The sequence below is a fragment of the Paraburkholderia sp. 22099 genome (genome assembly GCF_052045835.1).
Taxonomy (GTDB): Bacteria; Pseudomonadota; Gammaproteobacteria; order Burkholderiales; family Burkholderiaceae; genus Paraburkholderia; species Paraburkholderia terricola.
Window position 1 is genome coordinate 34,351 of the sequence record NZ_JBQEPU010000025.1, and the last position, 14,201, is coordinate 48,551.

At 64.7% G+C, this 14,201-nt stretch carries 18 protein-coding genes; 12 read left to right on the plus strand and 6 right to left on the minus strand.

Annotated elements, in window-relative coordinates:
- Positions 1-81 precede the first annotated feature (81 nt).
- Positions 82-891 (plus strand): YhfC family intramembrane metalloprotease, encoded by an 810-nt coding sequence (locus ACTJLC_RS22515; RefSeq protein WP_073431054.1) that lies wholly within the window; start codon positions 82-84, stop codon positions 889-891.
- 76 nt (positions 892-967) lie between these two features.
- Positions 968-1,333, plus strand: a complete 366-nt coding sequence (locus ACTJLC_RS22520; RefSeq protein WP_073431055.1) for a DUF3022 domain-containing protein — start codon at positions 968-970, stop codon at positions 1,331-1,333.
- Positions 1,334-1,364: 31 nt separating this feature from the next.
- On the opposite strand, the gene ACTJLC_RS22525 is transcribed toward ACTJLC_RS22520, so the two are convergent.
- Positions 1,365-1,802: a PGDYG domain-containing protein gene (locus ACTJLC_RS22525; protein WP_073431056.1), complete on the minus strand. Its 438-nt coding sequence runs from the start codon at positions 1,800-1,802 to the stop codon at positions 1,365-1,367.
- Positions 1,803-1,966: 164 nt separating this feature from the next.
- Positions 1,967-2,494, minus strand: a complete 528-nt coding sequence (locus ACTJLC_RS22530) for a Spy/CpxP family protein refolding chaperone (RefSeq protein WP_073431057.1) — start codon at positions 2,492-2,494, stop codon at positions 1,967-1,969.
- Positions 2,495-2,686: 192 nt separating this feature from the next.
- Between ACTJLC_RS22530 and ACTJLC_RS22535 the strand changes: the two genes are divergently transcribed.
- From ACTJLC_RS22535 to ACTJLC_RS22545, 3 genes are all read left to right on the plus strand, one after another.
- Positions 2,687-3,571 (plus strand): LysR substrate-binding domain-containing protein, encoded by an 885-nt coding sequence (locus tag ACTJLC_RS22535; RefSeq protein ID WP_073431058.1) that lies wholly within the window; start codon positions 2,687-2,689, stop codon positions 3,569-3,571.
- Positions 3,572-3,903: 332 nt separating this feature from the next.
- Entirely contained in the window at positions 3,904-4,386 is a 483-nt protein-coding gene (locus ACTJLC_RS22540; protein ID WP_154874041.1) for a DUF2778 domain-containing protein, read from the plus strand.
- Positions 4,383-4,658: a hypothetical protein gene (locus ACTJLC_RS22545; protein WP_073431060.1), complete on the plus strand. Its 276-nt coding sequence runs from the start codon at positions 4,383-4,385 to the stop codon at positions 4,656-4,658. Before ACTJLC_RS22540 ends, ACTJLC_RS22545 begins: the two co-directional genes overlap by 4 nt.
- Positions 4,659-4,811: 153 nt before the next feature.
- On the opposite strand, the gene ACTJLC_RS22550 is transcribed toward ACTJLC_RS22545, so the two are convergent.
- A complete protein-coding gene (locus tag ACTJLC_RS22550) occupies positions 4,812-5,030 on the minus strand; it encodes a hypothetical protein (RefSeq protein ID WP_083083781.1) in 219 nt (72 codons plus the stop codon).
- Between ACTJLC_RS22550 and ACTJLC_RS22555 the strand changes: the two genes are divergently transcribed.
- The 3 genes from ACTJLC_RS22555 to ACTJLC_RS22565 all read left to right on the plus strand — a co-directional run bounded on the left by ACTJLC_RS22555 (position 5,029) and on the right by ACTJLC_RS22565 (position 7,489).
- A complete protein-coding gene (locus ACTJLC_RS22555) occupies positions 5,029-5,466 on the plus strand; it encodes a hypothetical protein (RefSeq protein ID WP_440845163.1) in 438 nt (145 codons plus the stop codon). The genes ACTJLC_RS22550 and ACTJLC_RS22555 overlap by 2 nt on opposite strands.
- A 243-nt stretch (positions 5,467-5,709) precedes the next feature.
- Complete coding sequence (locus tag ACTJLC_RS22560) at positions 5,710-6,168, plus strand: Lrp/AsnC family transcriptional regulator (protein WP_073431062.1); 459 nt, start codon at positions 5,710-5,712, stop codon at positions 6,166-6,168.
- A 223-nt stretch (positions 6,169-6,391) separates the two neighbouring features.
- Positions 6,392-7,489 carry a saccharopine dehydrogenase family protein gene (locus ACTJLC_RS22565; RefSeq protein ID WP_073431064.1) on the plus strand — a complete coding sequence of 366 codons (1,098 nt, stop codon included), beginning with the start codon at positions 6,392-6,394 and terminating at the stop codon, positions 7,487-7,489.
- A 236-nt stretch (positions 7,490-7,725) separates the two neighbouring features.
- Here the strand turns inward: ACTJLC_RS22565 and ACTJLC_RS22570 are convergent, their stop codons facing one another.
- Genes ACTJLC_RS22570 through ACTJLC_RS22580 form a run of 3 tightly spaced genes read right to left on the minus strand, consistent with a single transcriptional unit; the run spans position 7,726 to position 8,665 of the window.
- On the minus strand, positions 7,726-8,343 hold the full coding sequence (locus ACTJLC_RS22570) for an AAA family ATPase (protein WP_073431065.1): 618 nt from the start codon (positions 8,341-8,343) through the stop codon (positions 7,726-7,728).
- The gene (gene cydX, locus ACTJLC_RS22575) at positions 8,340-8,486 is read right to left on the minus strand and encodes a cytochrome bd-I oxidase subunit CydX (RefSeq protein ID WP_073431066.1); all 147 of its coding nucleotides are present in this window, start codon (positions 8,484-8,486) and stop codon (positions 8,340-8,342) included. The genes ACTJLC_RS22570 and cydX overlap by 4 nt, the downstream gene beginning before the upstream one ends.
- Before the next feature lie 23 nt (positions 8,487-8,509).
- Positions 8,510-8,665 carry a hypothetical protein gene (locus ACTJLC_RS22580; protein ID WP_159442587.1) on the minus strand — a complete coding sequence of 52 codons (156 nt, stop codon included), beginning with the start codon at positions 8,663-8,665 and terminating at the stop codon, positions 8,510-8,512.
- A gap of 168 nt (positions 8,666-8,833) precedes the next feature.
- Between ACTJLC_RS22580 and corA the strand changes: the two genes are divergently transcribed.
- The 4 genes from corA to ACTJLC_RS22600 all read left to right on the plus strand — a co-directional run bounded on the left by corA (position 8,834) and on the right by ACTJLC_RS22600 (position 14,144).
- Positions 8,834-9,811, plus strand: a complete 978-nt coding sequence (gene corA / locus ACTJLC_RS22585) for a magnesium/cobalt transporter CorA (RefSeq protein WP_073431067.1) — start codon at positions 8,834-8,836, stop codon at positions 9,809-9,811.
- Positions 9,812-10,186: 375 nt separating this feature from the next.
- Positions 10,187-11,149, plus strand: coding sequence for a sugar ABC transporter substrate-binding protein (locus tag ACTJLC_RS22590; protein ID WP_073431068.1), 963 nt, complete (start codon positions 10,187-10,189; stop codon positions 11,147-11,149).
- A gap of 338 nt (positions 11,150-11,487) precedes the next feature.
- Positions 11,488-13,086 carry a sugar ABC transporter ATP-binding protein gene (locus ACTJLC_RS22595; protein WP_073431069.1) on the plus strand — a complete coding sequence of 533 codons (1,599 nt, stop codon included), beginning with the start codon at positions 11,488-11,490 and terminating at the stop codon, positions 13,084-13,086.
- Entirely contained in the window at positions 13,083-14,144 is a 1,062-nt protein-coding gene (locus ACTJLC_RS22600) for an ABC transporter permease (protein ID WP_073431070.1), read from the plus strand. Before ACTJLC_RS22595 ends, ACTJLC_RS22600 begins: the two co-directional genes overlap by 4 nt.
- Positions 14,145-14,201: the final 57 nt, after the last annotated feature.

Genomic DNA, 14,201 nt, shown 5'->3' on the forward strand with positions numbered 1-14,201 from the left:
TTCGCGCTGACTTCGCGCTGATCTGCGATCATTCGGGCTGCGGCGCGCAGCGGGTGCGCGCCGGTCATCGCAAGGAAACTCATGGTTGTTGCACCGCTTACCCTGTCGAGCCTCGCCGTCGCGACGCTGCTGGTCGCCGCTTTACCGTTCCTGATCTACCGTCGTCTGCGCCGGCCGCTCGCGCTCAAGCCGCGCGATGCGATCATCGGCATCGCCGTGTTCGCGCTCTTCGCGATGGTGATCGAACGCGCGCTGAACGATTACGTGCTGCATCGGAACGAGGCGACGGCCACTTTCCTGTCGAATCCGCTCGCCTTCGTGGTGTACGGCGCGCTCGTTGCCGGAATCTGCGAGGAGGTGGGACGCTTCATCGGCATGCGCCTGCTGCTCAAGCGCGCCGCGGCGAAGCCGGCCTCCACGGCGGCCGCCGGCGACGGCACCGCGCTCACCTACGGCCTCGGCCACGGCGGCGCCGAAGCGTGGCTCGTCGGCGTGCTGGTGCAGATTCAATGGATTCTGTTCGCGGTGCTCGAAAACCGTGGCGAACTGGACGGCTATCTAAGCAACCTGCCGGCCGATTCGTTGATGCGCATCCACGTGATTCTCGCAAGCCTGACGCCGCAGACGGCCGGCATCTTCGCGCTCGAACGCGTGGCCGCGCTGGTGTTCCAGATCGGCTTGTCGGTGCTGATGTGGCGCGGCTTGCGGGCGGGCTGGCGCGGCATCCTGCCGCTCGCCATCGTGCTGCACGCGCTGGTGGACGTGCCCGCCGCGCTGTTCCAGGCGCAACTCGTGCCGCTCGCGGCGGTGGACGGTATTTATGCGCTGGCGGCGCTGCTCGTCGCGGGTCTGTTGTTCAGGACGTTCCGGCGTGCGCCGGTGCCCGCATGAGCCATGCCGGCGCGTTGAACCGTCGGCCCATCCTTGCGATATCCGCGGACTCTCCAGACCACTTTCGGCACATCTCATGGAAGCTTACCAATACGACTGCGCGAATCCCGAGTTCGAGGAATTGGCGCGCGTCATCAGCGATCTTTTCCCCGAGCAGACGCAGTTCATCCAGCGCGCGGCTGAGGACGGCACGCCGACGCTGGCGATTCACTGGGTGGCGATGCGTTTCGGCGCGGCCGCGCGCCGCATCGTGATGAGCGTGGTGATCGCGCCGGCCGCGTGGGCGCGTTATCGCGCGTTGCCGGCGCGGCTGCGCGGCCGCAGTTTCGCGGTGCTGCGCGCATATGTCGAAGCGAGCATCGGCTCGCTCGAAGAGCAGTATGCGAACGGCGAGGCGGTGCCGCGCGACGTCACCGTCGATCTGGGCGACGAGTTTGCCTGACGGGTTTGCTGACGGTTTTGCCTGAAGCGAATCAATCCGCGAGCCGATAGACCTTCGCGAAGCGCGCGGCCTGCACGACGCCGTAGTCGCCCGGCGCGTACTGCATGATCCAGTCGCCGGCCGCGCCATGCAGCACGTCGCCGCCGTCCGCCGAGCGGGCGAGCGAGAACGCTTCGTTCATCTGTTTGGCGAGGACGACGGCGGGGCGGTTGCGGTACGGGCCCGGTTGGCCGTGCGAGACGGCGGCGTCGGCAGGGAGGTATTTGGCGTCGAAGCGCTCGCGCGAGACGACCCAGCGGTCGCCGGTCGATCCGGTGATCAGCGCGTCGCCGCGAGCATAGCGGTTCGGGCCTTCGAGGCTCATCAATTGGCCTTCGGCGGCGGCGAATTCGACGCTCACCGTTTCGTTCTTGACGACACGGCGAGCGTTGGCATCTTGACTGAGGTCGAGGTTTTTGAGTTCGGTCATGAAGCGAATGGGTGGAGAGATGTTGACCGCGGCGCCGTGACGTGGCGCCGCGCATGCCCGCATCATGCCAGATGCGTCTCGAGACCCGCTTCTTTTGCCGCTGACGGCGGCGTGAATGAATCGCGGCGCAGCGCGCAAACGCCGCGCTGCGCGCGATCAAAGTCTTACGGCTTGACCGCCGCGTCGCTCGCGGGCGCCGGCGCGACCTTGCCGACCTTGCCCTTGCCATGATGACGACGACCGCCCACGACGCCGCCCGGCTGATGGAACGTCACGTCGGCCAGCTTCTTCTGTTCCGGCGAGAGGCTGTTGTACAGCGGGTCGAATGCGTCGACCAGCTTCTTCATGCCGTCCGCGTGCGCTTGCGAGATCGCGGCATATTGCTTCATGTCGTCGACCGCCGTCACGTTGGTGGCCGCCTTGCGCTGCTGGAACAGTTGGCCCATCGTCTGGCCGTTGCCGCGCATCACGTCGGCGAAGGTGTTCCACTGCGGCTCCTGCGCCGCCGTGATCTTCAATTGCGAGTGCAGGTAGGCGATGCGGTCCTCGACGTTGCGCTCGTGTCCGGCCTTGGCGGTGGGCGAGGAAGCGGCGGCGCTCGCCGCGGGGGAAGCCGGAACCGGCGCGGAAGCCTGGGCGAATGCGCCGCTCATCGCGACGGCGGAGGCCAGCAGTACCAGTGTTTTTTTCATCGAAACTCCTGATGTCTATTCGAATTGGGACAAGGCGTACAGGGCGAGCGGCCCGCCATGCGTGCGTGAGCCGTGGCGACGCATGGCGACCGGCTGCCTGGTTCGCCGTCGGCGCTATTAGTATCACGATATCCCTACAATGCGGCTCGTGCGCGACAAACGCTTACAACCGAAACGAACAGGAAATAGCGGGTGGATAAATTCGTCAGCATGGAGATTTTCGTCGCCGTGGTCGAGGCGGGCAGCTTGACCGCGGCGGCCGAGCGCTTCGACATTTCGTCGGCGATGGTGGGCAAGCACATCCGTTCGCTCGAAACCCGATTGGCGACGCGGCTGCTCACGCGCACCACGCGCCGGCAAAGTCTGACGGAGATAGGCCGGCAGTATTACGAGCAATGCCGGCGGATTCTCGCCGACGTGAAGGCGGCCGAGTCGCTCGCCGAGGCGATGGCGGCCGCGCCGCGCGGCGTGCTCAAGGTGACGGTGCCGCTCACTTACGGCGCCGAGGTTTTCGCGCCCGCCATGACCGACTATCTGAGCGCGTGGCCGGACGTCACGCTCGAACTCGATCTGTCGAACCGTGTGATCGACTTGGTGGAAGAGGGCTTCGACGCGTCGGTGCGGATCGGTCATCTGCCGGATTCGAGCTTCGTCGCGCGACCGTTGAAGCCCTACCGGATGCGCGCGTGCGCGTCGCCCGCGTATCTGGCGCGCGCCGGCACGCCGCGCACGCCGGCCGATCTCGCGCATCATGAATGCCTCGGTTTTCTGCATTGGGGCCGCGAAGGAACGTGGCGGCTGGACGGCGAAACCGCCGGCGACAAGCCGCTGCGTGCGGGCCGGTTTCGCGCCAACAACGGCCAGGCGCTCAAGATTGCCGCGTTGCGCGGCTTCGGCCTCGTGTTGCAGCCGGAGGCGCTGCTCGCCAAGGAGATCGCCAGCGGCGAACTGGTGTCGGTGCTTGAGGACTATCTGCCTGAAGGCGCGCCGGTTCATCTGCTTTACCCGCGCGATCGCCGCGCCACGCCCAAGCTCACCAGCTTCATCGATTTCGTGATCGAGCGGTTCGGTGCGTGAGTGAAAGCGCTGCACGCGAGTGCCGAGCGCCGCCTTGCCTGCCGTTGTGTGCGGCGCCTGCCGCTTCATGCTTACCCCCGGTGTGCGCTATAACGACTCGATCCCACTCGACCTTCTCAAGTAGAAGTTCACTATCGAATCTAACGCTATCGGTGAATGGAAGGCGTGTTGCGATCTGATCCGAGAGTTCGGCGATCGCACGCGCCTTGGTTAGTTCAAATAGGCCCCACGTATCATCTAACGCTGCGGTGACCGTCTAGTTTGCGCGCGAGGCGCGGCACCGAAGCTCGCTTCTATAATGGGTGCAAGTCAGACAGACAGAAACCCGACCTATGCCAATAGCATGCACGTTTCGTTTAAACGGCCAACGAATGTCCGCCCTCCAATGCCCCGGTTTCGGCGGCGTCGCCGCGTTCTCGGGCGACGGTTCATCGATCGACGACCCGAATGCAACAGCCAAGGCGGACGAAGGCCCGCTGCCGACCGGCACGTACTACATCATTGACCGACAGAGCGGCGGCCATCTGGGTTGGCTGTGGGATGCCGTCAAGGATACATTCGTACACAGCAACCGAAGCGAGTGGTTTGCGCTGTATCGCAATGACGGAAAGATCGACGACTGGACTTTCATCAACGGCGTCCGTAGAGGCAATTTCCGTTTGCATCCTGTGGGCCGACTCGGCGAAAGCAAGGGTTGCGTGACCGTAGCCAATCCGGCACAGTTTCAGCAGTTGCGTGCGTTTTTGAAGTCGCAGACGCAACAGACGATTCCGGGATCTAACATCAATTACTACGGCACGGTGATGGTGCGATGAAACGCTTTGCCTTCCGACTCCTGCTGGCCCTCGCACTCACCATACCGATTGGGTGGCTGCTGGGCTTGTTCGATTGGTTCTGGATGCTGGCGAAAAGTCCGGCAGGTCATCGTGTTTTAGGCTGGGCGGCCGTTCCGTTCGAACCACTCGACGGAGAAAGCGCTGACGATCCGATTGTCGTCGTGATGCTGGCTATCAGCTTCGTGATTGCCGCGGCCCTTGTGTGGGGCGCACCTGCAGCTGTACGTATCGTGCGGCGCCAGATTCGGTAGGTTTTGCATGGCCGTCATACCCGCACGGCTACATCGACGCATCAGCCCCAACGGCGCCACCGGACAAACGCCCACCGGTCAAGTTCGAGCCAACGCGTCACACATGCCAAACTGCGAGGCTTACATCCAACGCGCTCCGCAAGCGCTGCCACGCTACTGCTCAATGTACATGCGCCACTCCGGAAACTGATCGAAGAAGCTTTCGTTCACATGGACGAGATACAGCGTGGTCGAGCTGGTGTTCGTGGTCTTCCCCGGTTCGTTGAATATCGTGAGACCTGGATCGACGCCGCTGGTGCTCGCCCATGCGGTGAGATCGTCCGGGAGGTTCCCTGCTTCCTCCCGCGGCACGCGCAATCTGATCGGCTTCATGACATTTCCTTTACGCGATGACATGCGTAAAGTGTATGGAGCGCTTGGCAAAGATCAACCACAAATAAACGCGGCCGCCTTCGCGTATGTCGACGATCCAGTCGATCTGGACTCAGAAAGCCGCAGCCATACGAAGAAAAGGACCGCGCGCGGCGGTACCGCGCCGCTAACGTTCGAGGTGTCTATGTGGGAAAAAATCGACTACAAGGGATTTGAAATCTGGGTGCTGCCGATCCTTGCATACGGGCCCCCGACGCCAAACACCCCCTACCATTACAACGGGTATGTATGCCGACCAGGCGCTGATCTGCGTCATGCCGGGCAACGCAAGCAGTTTTATGAACTCGGCGACGTCTTTGCGACCGAAGCAGAGGCGCTCGATGCGGCCTATCGCGAGGGGCGCGATCTCGTGGACTCACTGGTTGCCAACGGCTGACATGAAAAAGCCCCGCGCGGGGCTGGGTTATGGGAAATGGCGCTTGCTTCCGGCCAGCTTCTTTCCAGACCGAGGTGGGGGCGGTGGGGCATAAGTTCCAAAGATCAGTGGAAACGCACCACCGGCCTTGACGTATGAATTCTGTCAGGGGACCAGGCGTGCCGGGTCACCGCATCGCCCCTGTCGCGATTGAAGACGCGCGATAATCCATCCGGCCACCGATCAACCACTTCCTTCTTCCCGATGAGACCTCCGCGCCTCGATCAACTCGACGACCTCGACCGCAACCTCGTTGCGCTGCTGCAAGCCAATGCGCGCGAGAGCGTCGCCAATCTCGCGCGCCAACTGGGCGTGGCGCGCACCACCGTGATCGCGCGCATCGCGCGGCTCGAACGCAGCAACGTGATCGCGGGCTATAGCGTGCGGCTCGGCCAGGACGTGCTCGACTCGAGCATCTATGCGTACGTCGGCATCATCATCGCGCCGCGGCACGGGCCGGCGGTGCAGAAGCGGCTCGGCAAGATGCCGGAGGTGCAGTTGCTGTGCGCGGTGAGCGGCGAGTTCGATTACGTCGCGTGGCTGCGCGCGGATTCGCCCGATCGCCTCAACGATCTGCTCGATCAGATCGGCGGCCTGGAAGGCGTCGTGCGGACCACGACGTCGATCATTCTCGCGCGCAAGATCGACCGCGGCATGGTGTGAGCGCAGCGCGCCGCTTACGCCATTTTTATACGTTTTCGACATTTAGACTGGCCGTGTCGTCATAACGTCGAAGTTCATAGTCATAACGCAGCATTTTGCGTGTATGAACTGTTTTTGCTTCTCCCTAAACTGTGTCTCAAGGGTTCGGCCCGCCGGGCGCGGCGCGTAGCGCGCGGCGCACTTCCACGCTTGAGACAGCGCACACAAAAAATTGGAGAAGCGCATGAAAGTAGCCATCGTTGGCGCAGGTTTGATCGGTCACACCATTGCCCACCTGTTGCGCGACACCGGCGACTACGATGTCGTCGCGTTCGACCGCGACCAGCACGCGCTCGACAAGCTTTCCGCCCAGGGCATTCCGACCCGCCGCGTCGATTCCGCCGATGCCGCCGCGCTGCGCGCCGCGATGCAAGGCTTCGATGCGCTCGTCAACGCGCTGCCTTATTACCTGGCCGTGAACGTCGCCTCGGCGGCCAAGGGCGCGGGCGTGCATTACTTCGACCTGACCGAGGACGTGCGCGCCACCCACGCGATCCGCGCGATCGCCGACGGCGCCGAGCACGCCTTCATGCCGCAGTGCGGTCTCGCGCCGGGCTTCATCGGCATCGCCGCGCATGAACTGGCGAACCGCTTCACGGAAATCCGCGACGTCAAGATGCGCGTGGGCGCGCTGCCGGAATTTCCGACCAATGCGCTGAAGTACAACCTGACGTGGAGCGTCGACGGTCTGATCAACGAATACTGCCAGCCGTGCGAAGCGATCCGCGACAGCCGCACGCAATGGGTGCAGCCGCTCGAAGGCCTGGAGCATTTCTCGCTCGACGGCACCGAATACGAAGCCTTCAACACCTCCGGCGGCCTGGGCACGCTGTGCGAGACGTTGTCGGGCCGCGTCGAGTCGCTCGACTACAAGTCGGTGCGCTATCCGGGCCACCGCAACCTGATGCAGTTCCTGCTGGAAGACCTGCGTTTGTCGAGCGACCGCGACACGCTCAAGACCATCCTGCGCCGTTCGGTGCCGGCCACCGCGCAGGACGTGGTGCTGGTGTTCATCACCGTGAGCGGCATGCGCGACGGTCAACTGGTGCAGGAGGTGTTCACGCGCAAGATCTTCGCGAAGACAGTGTGCGGCGTGCCGATGAGCGCGATTCAGATCACCACGGCCGGCGCGATGTGCGCGGTGCTCGATCTGTTCCGCGAGAAGAAGCTGCCGCAAAGCGGCTTTGTGCGCCAGGAGCAGGTATCGCTGCGCAAGTTCCTCGCGAACCGCTTCGGCCAGTTGTATGAAGGCCGCTCGCTGGATGCGATGGCGACGGTGTAAGGCGGCGCGGTTGCGAAAGGCTCGATGCTGGGGGCCGTGCGATTGGGCGGCGACGCGGTTGTCGACGCGGTTGTTGTCGAACCGTCCGCCACGAGCAAGCAGAAAGGTCCCGCAGAGGATCACTCGAACGCCCCGCCATGCGGGGCGTTTTTTATATCGGACGAGTAGGGAAACAAGTCGGGCGCAAGCCCGGCGCGACACCCGCATCGACACCGGCACTACGACCAGGGCCCGCGCTACACAGGCACCGGCGGCATCCCCGACACCGCAAGCGGCTCACCGACGATCCGCGCCAGCAGCGCCTCGTAATCCGCCGCGGCGGGCGCGGTGTTGTCGAACATCAACAGGTCCTCGCAAAGGTCGCCGCTCGGCACGAAGCGGCGCTGCCGGTACTCGTCCCAGTGCGCGAGCTTGTAGGCGTCGTTCGGATTGCCGCGCGCGACGATACGCTGATGCGCGGTCTCTTCCGACGTATGGACCCATACGACCCGCAGCGCGACGTTCGCATCGACCCCCAGCCAGGCGCGATCGAACAGGCGCCGTTCGCGCACCTCGCGCGACAACGGCCCGACCACCAGCGCACTGACGCCGAGCGCGAGATTGTCGCGGGCGGTATCGAGCAGGCCGCGATACTCGGGCTCGCGCAGATGCTCCAGAAACAGCGGACTGTCGCGATCGTTCGGATCGCCCGTGAGCATGCCCATGGCGGCCGCGCTATAGCTGCCGTAGAGCGTGTCCTTGTCGAGCAGGCAGAACGGCGATGCGGTGGCCTTCATCAGCGGGCCGATCAGCTTCTTCGCGAGCGTGGTCTTGCCGGTGCCCGCGTGACCGCAGAAAAAAACCAGACGGGTCAAGGCGTGTCCTCGGCGGTGCCGGACGCGCTGCCGGCGGGTTGCGGGTCGCGCGCGAACTTGCCGTTGGCTTCCAGCCACATGACGTTGATAATGCCGAAGCCCAATGCCACGCCGATGCCGAGAATCCAGGTGAAGTACCACATTGCAGTCTCCTTGGTCGTTATGTCTATCCGGCGAGGCGGGCGGCGATGGTGTCGCGCATGGCCGGTGCAGCGAAGCGGAAATGCGGGCAAATCATGTTCGCGGCGGGCGAAGCCGTGACGCTCGCGTCCGCGGCACCGGGCTTTGCAGCGATCATGAAGAAGAACGCGGCGTCACGCAAGGGGCGCGCATTCATCGCGCCCGGGGTATAACAATTCGATACATGAGGTCGATGCGGCGCCTCGTTAGCCCGTTAACATGACGGCTATCGCATTCGTTCATGCGAATCCGACGTTCGGCTTACACCGCGCCGCGGCGCCTGCCGGTTTCGTTTTCAAGGTAATCCAACATGCTGATCAATTGCGCCGCCTATCAGGACGGCCGGAAGCTGGCTGACATCGACATCGATAGCATCAGCGACTACGTGGCGCGGCCCGAGTGCTTCGTCTGGGTCGCGCTGAAAGACCCCGGGCCGGGCGAACTGGCCGTGATGAAACACGAGTTCGGCCTGCACGAGCTCGCGATCGAGGATGCGCAGAAGGGCCATCAGCTCCCCAAGATCGAGGAGTACGGCGAGTCGCTGTTCGCGGTGATGCACACGGTCGAAATGGACGAAGACGGCGAACTGGTGATCGGCGAGGTCGACGTGTTCGTGGGGCGCAACTACGTGCTCTCGGTGCGCCGCGGCACGCGCGCCGGCTTTCAGAACGTGCGCGCGCGCTGCGAGCGCGAGCCGAAGCTGCTCAAGAAGGGCTCGGCGTTCGTGCTGTACGCGCTCGTCGACGACATCGTCGATCGCTATTTCCCGATCGTCCAGGCGATGAACGCCGAGATCGAGCAACTGGAAGACCGCATTTTCGATCGCAACAATTCGGCGGCATCGCGCGCGATCATCCAGGATCTGTACTCGCTGAAGCGGCGCCTCGTCACGTTGCAGCACCATATCGCGCCGCTTCAGGAAGCCATCAGCAAGCTGACGGGCGGGCGTATTCCCAGTGTTTGCGAAGGCATGCAGGCGTACTTCCGCGATGTCTACGACCACCTCGAACGGATCGTGCGCACCATCGACGGCCGGCGCGAAATGATCGTCACGGCCGTGCAGGTCAATCTCGGCATGATTTCGCTCGCGGAGAGCGAGGTGACCAAGCGGCTCGGCTCGTTCGCGGCGCTGTTCGCGGTGCCGACCATGATCGCCGGCATCTACGGGATGAACTTCCAGAATCTGCCCGAATTGCACTACCGGTACGGCTATCCCATCTGTCTAACCGTCATGGCGACGGTCGATTTCGTGCTGTACTGGCGTTTCCGCAAAGCCGGCTGGCTCTGATCCGGCGTCCAGCGCGCCGCTGTGCAACGCGCGGGTCATCCGGGACGCCGCGCATGTTCACGCTTGCACCGCGCGCAATAAAAGTCCAGCATAGGCGGCCCGTTGGCCGCTGACCTTGCAGCCGGCGGCAATTCAGCCACGTACGCACCCCGCGAGGACCCTTGCCAACACGCCGCCTGCCGGCGCGCTCGACACGCGCGCCGGGTCGAATCGATCGACCGCCACGCACCGCCGCATATTCTGCGCCCCGGTGCACTGCAACACCGCGAATCGTTGACAATGCGAGCAGGCTGCGCTGAGAATAGGCCCCGCAAACGTTTGCGCGTCACTAAAAATACGGCTCGCCCGCGAGTCCGACAAACCTTGGAGATATGCATGAGCCATCGCATTCGCCGCCGCCTGCTGGCGGCCGCCGTTCTCGCCACCGCTACCGCCGCGCTGCCGTTTTCCGCCGCTTACGCGCAAACCGCGCCCGCTCATAAGCCGAAGGTCGCGCTGGTGATGAAGTCGCTCGCCAACGAGTTCTTCCTCACCATGGAAAACGGCGCGAAGGATTACCAGAAACACAATCCCGGCCAGTTCGACCTGATCACCAACGGCATCAAGGACGAAACCGATACCGCGAACCAGATCCGCATCGTCGAGCAGATGATCGTGTCCAAGGTCGACGCGATCGTGCTCGCGCCGGCCGATTCGAAGGCGCTGGTGCCGGTCGTCAAGAAGGCGGTCGACGCGGGCATCATCGTCGTGAACATCGACAACCGGCTCGACCCGGACGTGCTCAAGTCGAAGGACCTGAACGTGCCGTTCGTCGGACCGGACAACCGCAAGGGCGCGCAGAAGGTCGGCGACTATCTGGCCAAAAAGCTGAAGGCGGGCGACGAAGTCGGGATTCTCGAAGGCGTGTCGACCACCACCAACGCGCAGCAGCGCACCGCCGGTTTCAAGGACGCGATGCAGAGCGTCGGCGCGAAGGTCGTGTCCGTGCAATCGGGCGAATGGGAAATCGACAAGGGCAATGCGGTGGCCTCGGCCATGCTCAACGAGTACCCGAACCTGAAGGCGCTGCTCGCCGGCAACGACAACATGGCGATCGGCGCGGTCTCGGCGGTGCGCGCGGCGGGCAAGCAGGGCAAGGTGATGGTGGTCGGCTACGACAACATCGGCGCGATCAAGCCGATGCTGAAGGACGGCCGCGTGCTCGCCACCGCCGATCAATACGCCGCCAAGCAGGCCGTGTTCGGCATCGATACGGCGTTGAAGGCGATCGCCGAGCACAAGAAGCAGTCGCAGTTGTCCGGCGTGGTGGAAACGCCGTGCGACCTGGTGACGAAGTAAGCGTCGCCGGGAAAACACCGCGATAAGCACAGCAGTAAGCACCGCAATAAGCACAGCAACGAGCCCGGCTCCAGGGTTCGCGCTCACGCCGTCGCATGCCCTATGCATGCGGGCGAGACACGAACCCGCGGCAATTCAATAAACGCTCAAGAAACCTGCCGCGCCGCCGTTAATGCCAGAGGTAAGCGTCATGACGGTGGCCGCGCGGCGGGAGGGTGCGTGGCCGTGAGCGCCTGCGCATTCCGCGCATTGGGCCGGCATGACACGTGGCGATCGGCCGCCGCCTCATTCGAGCGAATCGCATGAGGCCGCGCCGGCCGCCCCGAACCAGGATCGCGATGGATTCAACCGACCACGACGCCGTGCCTGCCGTACTGTCCGTTAGCGGCATCGGCAAGACCTATGCCGAACCGGTGCTCGCCGACGTTTCGCTGTCGTTGCGCGCCGGCGAGGTATTGGCGCTGACCGGCGAAAACGGCGCGGGCAAGAGCACGCTGTCCAAGATCATCGGCGGGCTCGTCGACCCGACCACCGGCGCGATGCGCCTCGGCGGCGAGCCGTATGCGCCGGCGAGCCGCACCGAAGCCGAAGCGCTCGGCGTGCGCATGGTGATGCAGGAACTCAATCTGCTGCCGACGCTGTCGGTGGCCGAAAACCTGTTCCTCAACCGCTTGCCGCAAGCGGGCGCGTTCCGCTTCGGCTGGATCGACCGCCGCAAGCTGCGCGAGGACGCGCGCCATGCCATGGCGCAAGTCGGCCTCGACGCGATCGATCCCGATACGCTCGTCGGCGAACTCGGCATCGGCCATCAGCAGATGGTGGAGATCGCCCGCAATCTGATCGACGACTGCCGCGTGCTGATTCTCGACGAACCCACCGCGATGCTGACCGCGCGCGAAGTCGATCTGCTGTTCGAGCAGATCGACCGCCTGAAGGCGCGCGGCGTCGCGCTGGTCTACATCTCGCATCGGCTGGAGGAACTCGCGCGCGTCGCCGAGCGGGTCGCGGTGCTGCGCGACGGCCGGCTGGTGCATGTCGACGCGATGGCCAACCTGACGAGCGACGACATCGTCACGTGGATGGTGGGCCGTGAACTCGGCGAGCGGATCGATCTGGGCGTGCGCAATATCGGCGCGCCGCTCCTGAAGGTGGACAAGCTCACGCGCGGCAAGGTGGTGCGCGAGGTCTCGTTCGAGGTGCGCGCGGGCGAGATTTTCGGCATTAGCGGGCTGATCGGCGCGGGCCGCACCGAACTGATGCGGCTGATTTACGGCGCCGATCAGAAGGACGGCGGCACGGTCGCGCTGGCGTCGAAACCGGGCGCGCCGCCCACGCCCGTGCACATCGCCTCGCCCACGGACGCGGTGCGCGCCGGCATCGCGCTGATCACCGAGGACCGCAAAGGCGAAGGCCTTTTGCTGCCGCAGCCGATCGCGGCCAACGTGTCGCTCGGCAATATCCGCAGCGTGGCGCGGCATGGCATCGTCGACGCGCGGCGCGAGAACGCGCTCGCGCAAAAGCAGATCGACGCCATGCGGATTCGCAGTTCGGGGCCGGGGCAGATCGTCGGCGAACTGTCGGGCGGCAACCAGCAGAAGGTCGTGATCGGCCGCTGGCTCGCGCGCGATTGCCGCGTGCTGTTATTCGACGAACCCACGCGCGGCATCGACGTCGGCGCGAAGTTCGATATTTATGGCTTGATGGGCGCGCTGGCTCGGGAAGGGCGCGCGCTCGTCGTGGTGTCGAGCGACCTGCGCGAACTGATGCTGATCTGCGACCGGATCGGCGTGATGTCCGCGGGAAGCATGACGGGTGTGTTCGAACGCGACGGCTGGTCGCAGGATGCGTTGCTGGCCGCGGCGTTCGCCGGCTACCGCAGCCGCGAAGCGTTGCTCCACGCCGTCCCCGACACCAACGAAGCAGGGAGTCTGTCATGACCGATCAATCGTTGCGTGAAGCGCCGAATGGCAAGCAGGGCGCGGCCAACGCCAACAGCACGAACAACGCCATGCCGCCGGCCGACCCGTCCGCGCCGCTCGCGAGCGGCAAGCCGGCGGGCACGCGCCTCGGCTTTTCGAATTACCTGGGTCTGGCCGGCGCGCTGCTGGCGATGATCGTGCTGTTCTCGCTGCTCAGTTCGCACTTTCTCACCTACGACACGTTCAGCACGATCGCCAACCAGATTCCGGATCTGGTGGTGATGTCGGTGGGCATGACCTTCGTGCTGATCATCGCCGGGATCGATCTGTCGGTGGGCTCGGTGCTGGCGCTGGGCGGCTCGGTGGTGAGCGTGGCCGCGCTGAAGTGGGGCTGGGGGCCGTTGCCGTCGGCGCTGCTGGGCGTCGCGGCGGCGGCGCTGACCGGCACGATCACCGGTTCGGTGACGGTGGGCTGGCGGATTCCGTCGTTCATCGTCTCGCTCGGCGTGCTGGAAGCGGCGCGCGGCATGGCCTATCAGATGACGAATTCGCGCACCGCCTATATCGGCGACGCCTTCGATTTTCTGTCGAACCCGATCGCCTTCGGCATCTCGCCGGCGTTCCTGATCGCGGTGGCCGTGATGGTGATCGCGCAACTGGTGCTCACGCGCACGGTATTCGGCCGCTATCTGGTCGGCATCGGCACCAACGAGGAAGCGGTGCGGCTCGCCGGGGTCGATCCGCGGCCGTACAAGGTCATCGTGTTCGCGCTGATGGGCGCGCTCGCGGGCCTGGCCGCGCTGTTCCAGATTTCGCGTCTGGAAGCGGCCGATCCGAACGCGGGCGCCGGCGTGGAACTCCAGGTGATCGCGGCGGTGGTGATCGGCGGCACCAGCCTGATGGGCGGCCGCGGCTCGGTCATCAGTACGTTTTTTGGCGTGTTGATCATTTCGGTGCTGGCGGCCGGCCTCGCGCAGATCGGCGCGAACGAGCCGACCAAGCGGATGATCACCGGCGCGGTGATCGTGGTGGCGGTGGTGCTCGACACCTACCGCAGCCGCCGCAAGCGCGCCTGAGCCGCTCGCGGCGCGCAGCGGTCCGGCAGATTGACGCGGCCTGAGCAGTCACGGTGT

Bases quoted from the DNA above. Each gene is read 5' to 3' on its own strand.
- ACTJLC_RS22550 (WP_083083781.1), bottom strand. From the start codon at position 5,030: ATGAAGCCGATCAGATTGCGCGTGCCGCGGGAGGAAGCAGGGAACCTC.
- cydX (WP_073431066.1), bottom strand. From the start codon at position 8,486: ATGTGGTACTTCACCTGGATTCTCGGCATCGGCGTGGCATTGGGCTTC.
- ACTJLC_RS22515 (WP_073431054.1), top strand. From the start codon at position 82: ATGGTTGTTGCACCGCTTACCCTGTCGAGCCTCGCCGTCGCGACGCTG.
- ACTJLC_RS22540 (WP_154874041.1), top strand. From the start codon at position 3,904: ATGCCAATAGCATGCACGTTTCGTTTAAACGGCCAACGAATGTCCGCC.
- ACTJLC_RS22600 (WP_073431070.1), top strand. From the start codon at position 13,083: ATGACCGATCAATCGTTGCGTGAAGCGCCGAATGGCAAGCAGGGCGCG.
- ACTJLC_RS22555 (WP_440845163.1), top strand. From the start codon at position 5,029: ATGACATTTCCTTTACGCGATGACATGCGTAAAGTGTATGGAGCGCTT.
- ACTJLC_RS22595 (WP_073431069.1), top strand. From the start codon at position 11,488: ATGGATTCAACCGACCACGACGCCGTGCCTGCCGTACTGTCCGTTAGC.
- ACTJLC_RS22565 (WP_073431064.1), top strand. From the start codon at position 6,392: ATGAAAGTAGCCATCGTTGGCGCAGGTTTGATCGGTCACACCATTGCC.
- corA (WP_073431067.1), top strand. From the start codon at position 8,834: ATGCTGATCAATTGCGCCGCCTATCAGGACGGCCGGAAGCTGGCTGAC.
- ACTJLC_RS22530 (WP_073431057.1), bottom strand. From the start codon at position 2,494: ATGAAAAAAACACTGGTACTGCTGGCCTCCGCCGTCGCGATGAGCGGC.
- ACTJLC_RS22520 (WP_073431055.1), top strand. From the start codon at position 968: ATGGAAGCTTACCAATACGACTGCGCGAATCCCGAGTTCGAGGAATTG.
- ACTJLC_RS22525 (WP_073431056.1), bottom strand. From the start codon at position 1,802: ATGACCGAACTCAAAAACCTCGACCTCAGTCAAGATGCCAACGCTCGC.
- ACTJLC_RS22590 (WP_073431068.1), top strand. From the start codon at position 10,187: ATGAGCCATCGCATTCGCCGCCGCCTGCTGGCGGCCGCCGTTCTCGCC.
- ACTJLC_RS22545 (WP_073431060.1), top strand. From the start codon at position 4,383: ATGAAACGCTTTGCCTTCCGACTCCTGCTGGCCCTCGCACTCACCATA.
- ACTJLC_RS22560 (WP_073431062.1), top strand. From the start codon at position 5,710: ATGAGACCTCCGCGCCTCGATCAACTCGACGACCTCGACCGCAACCTC.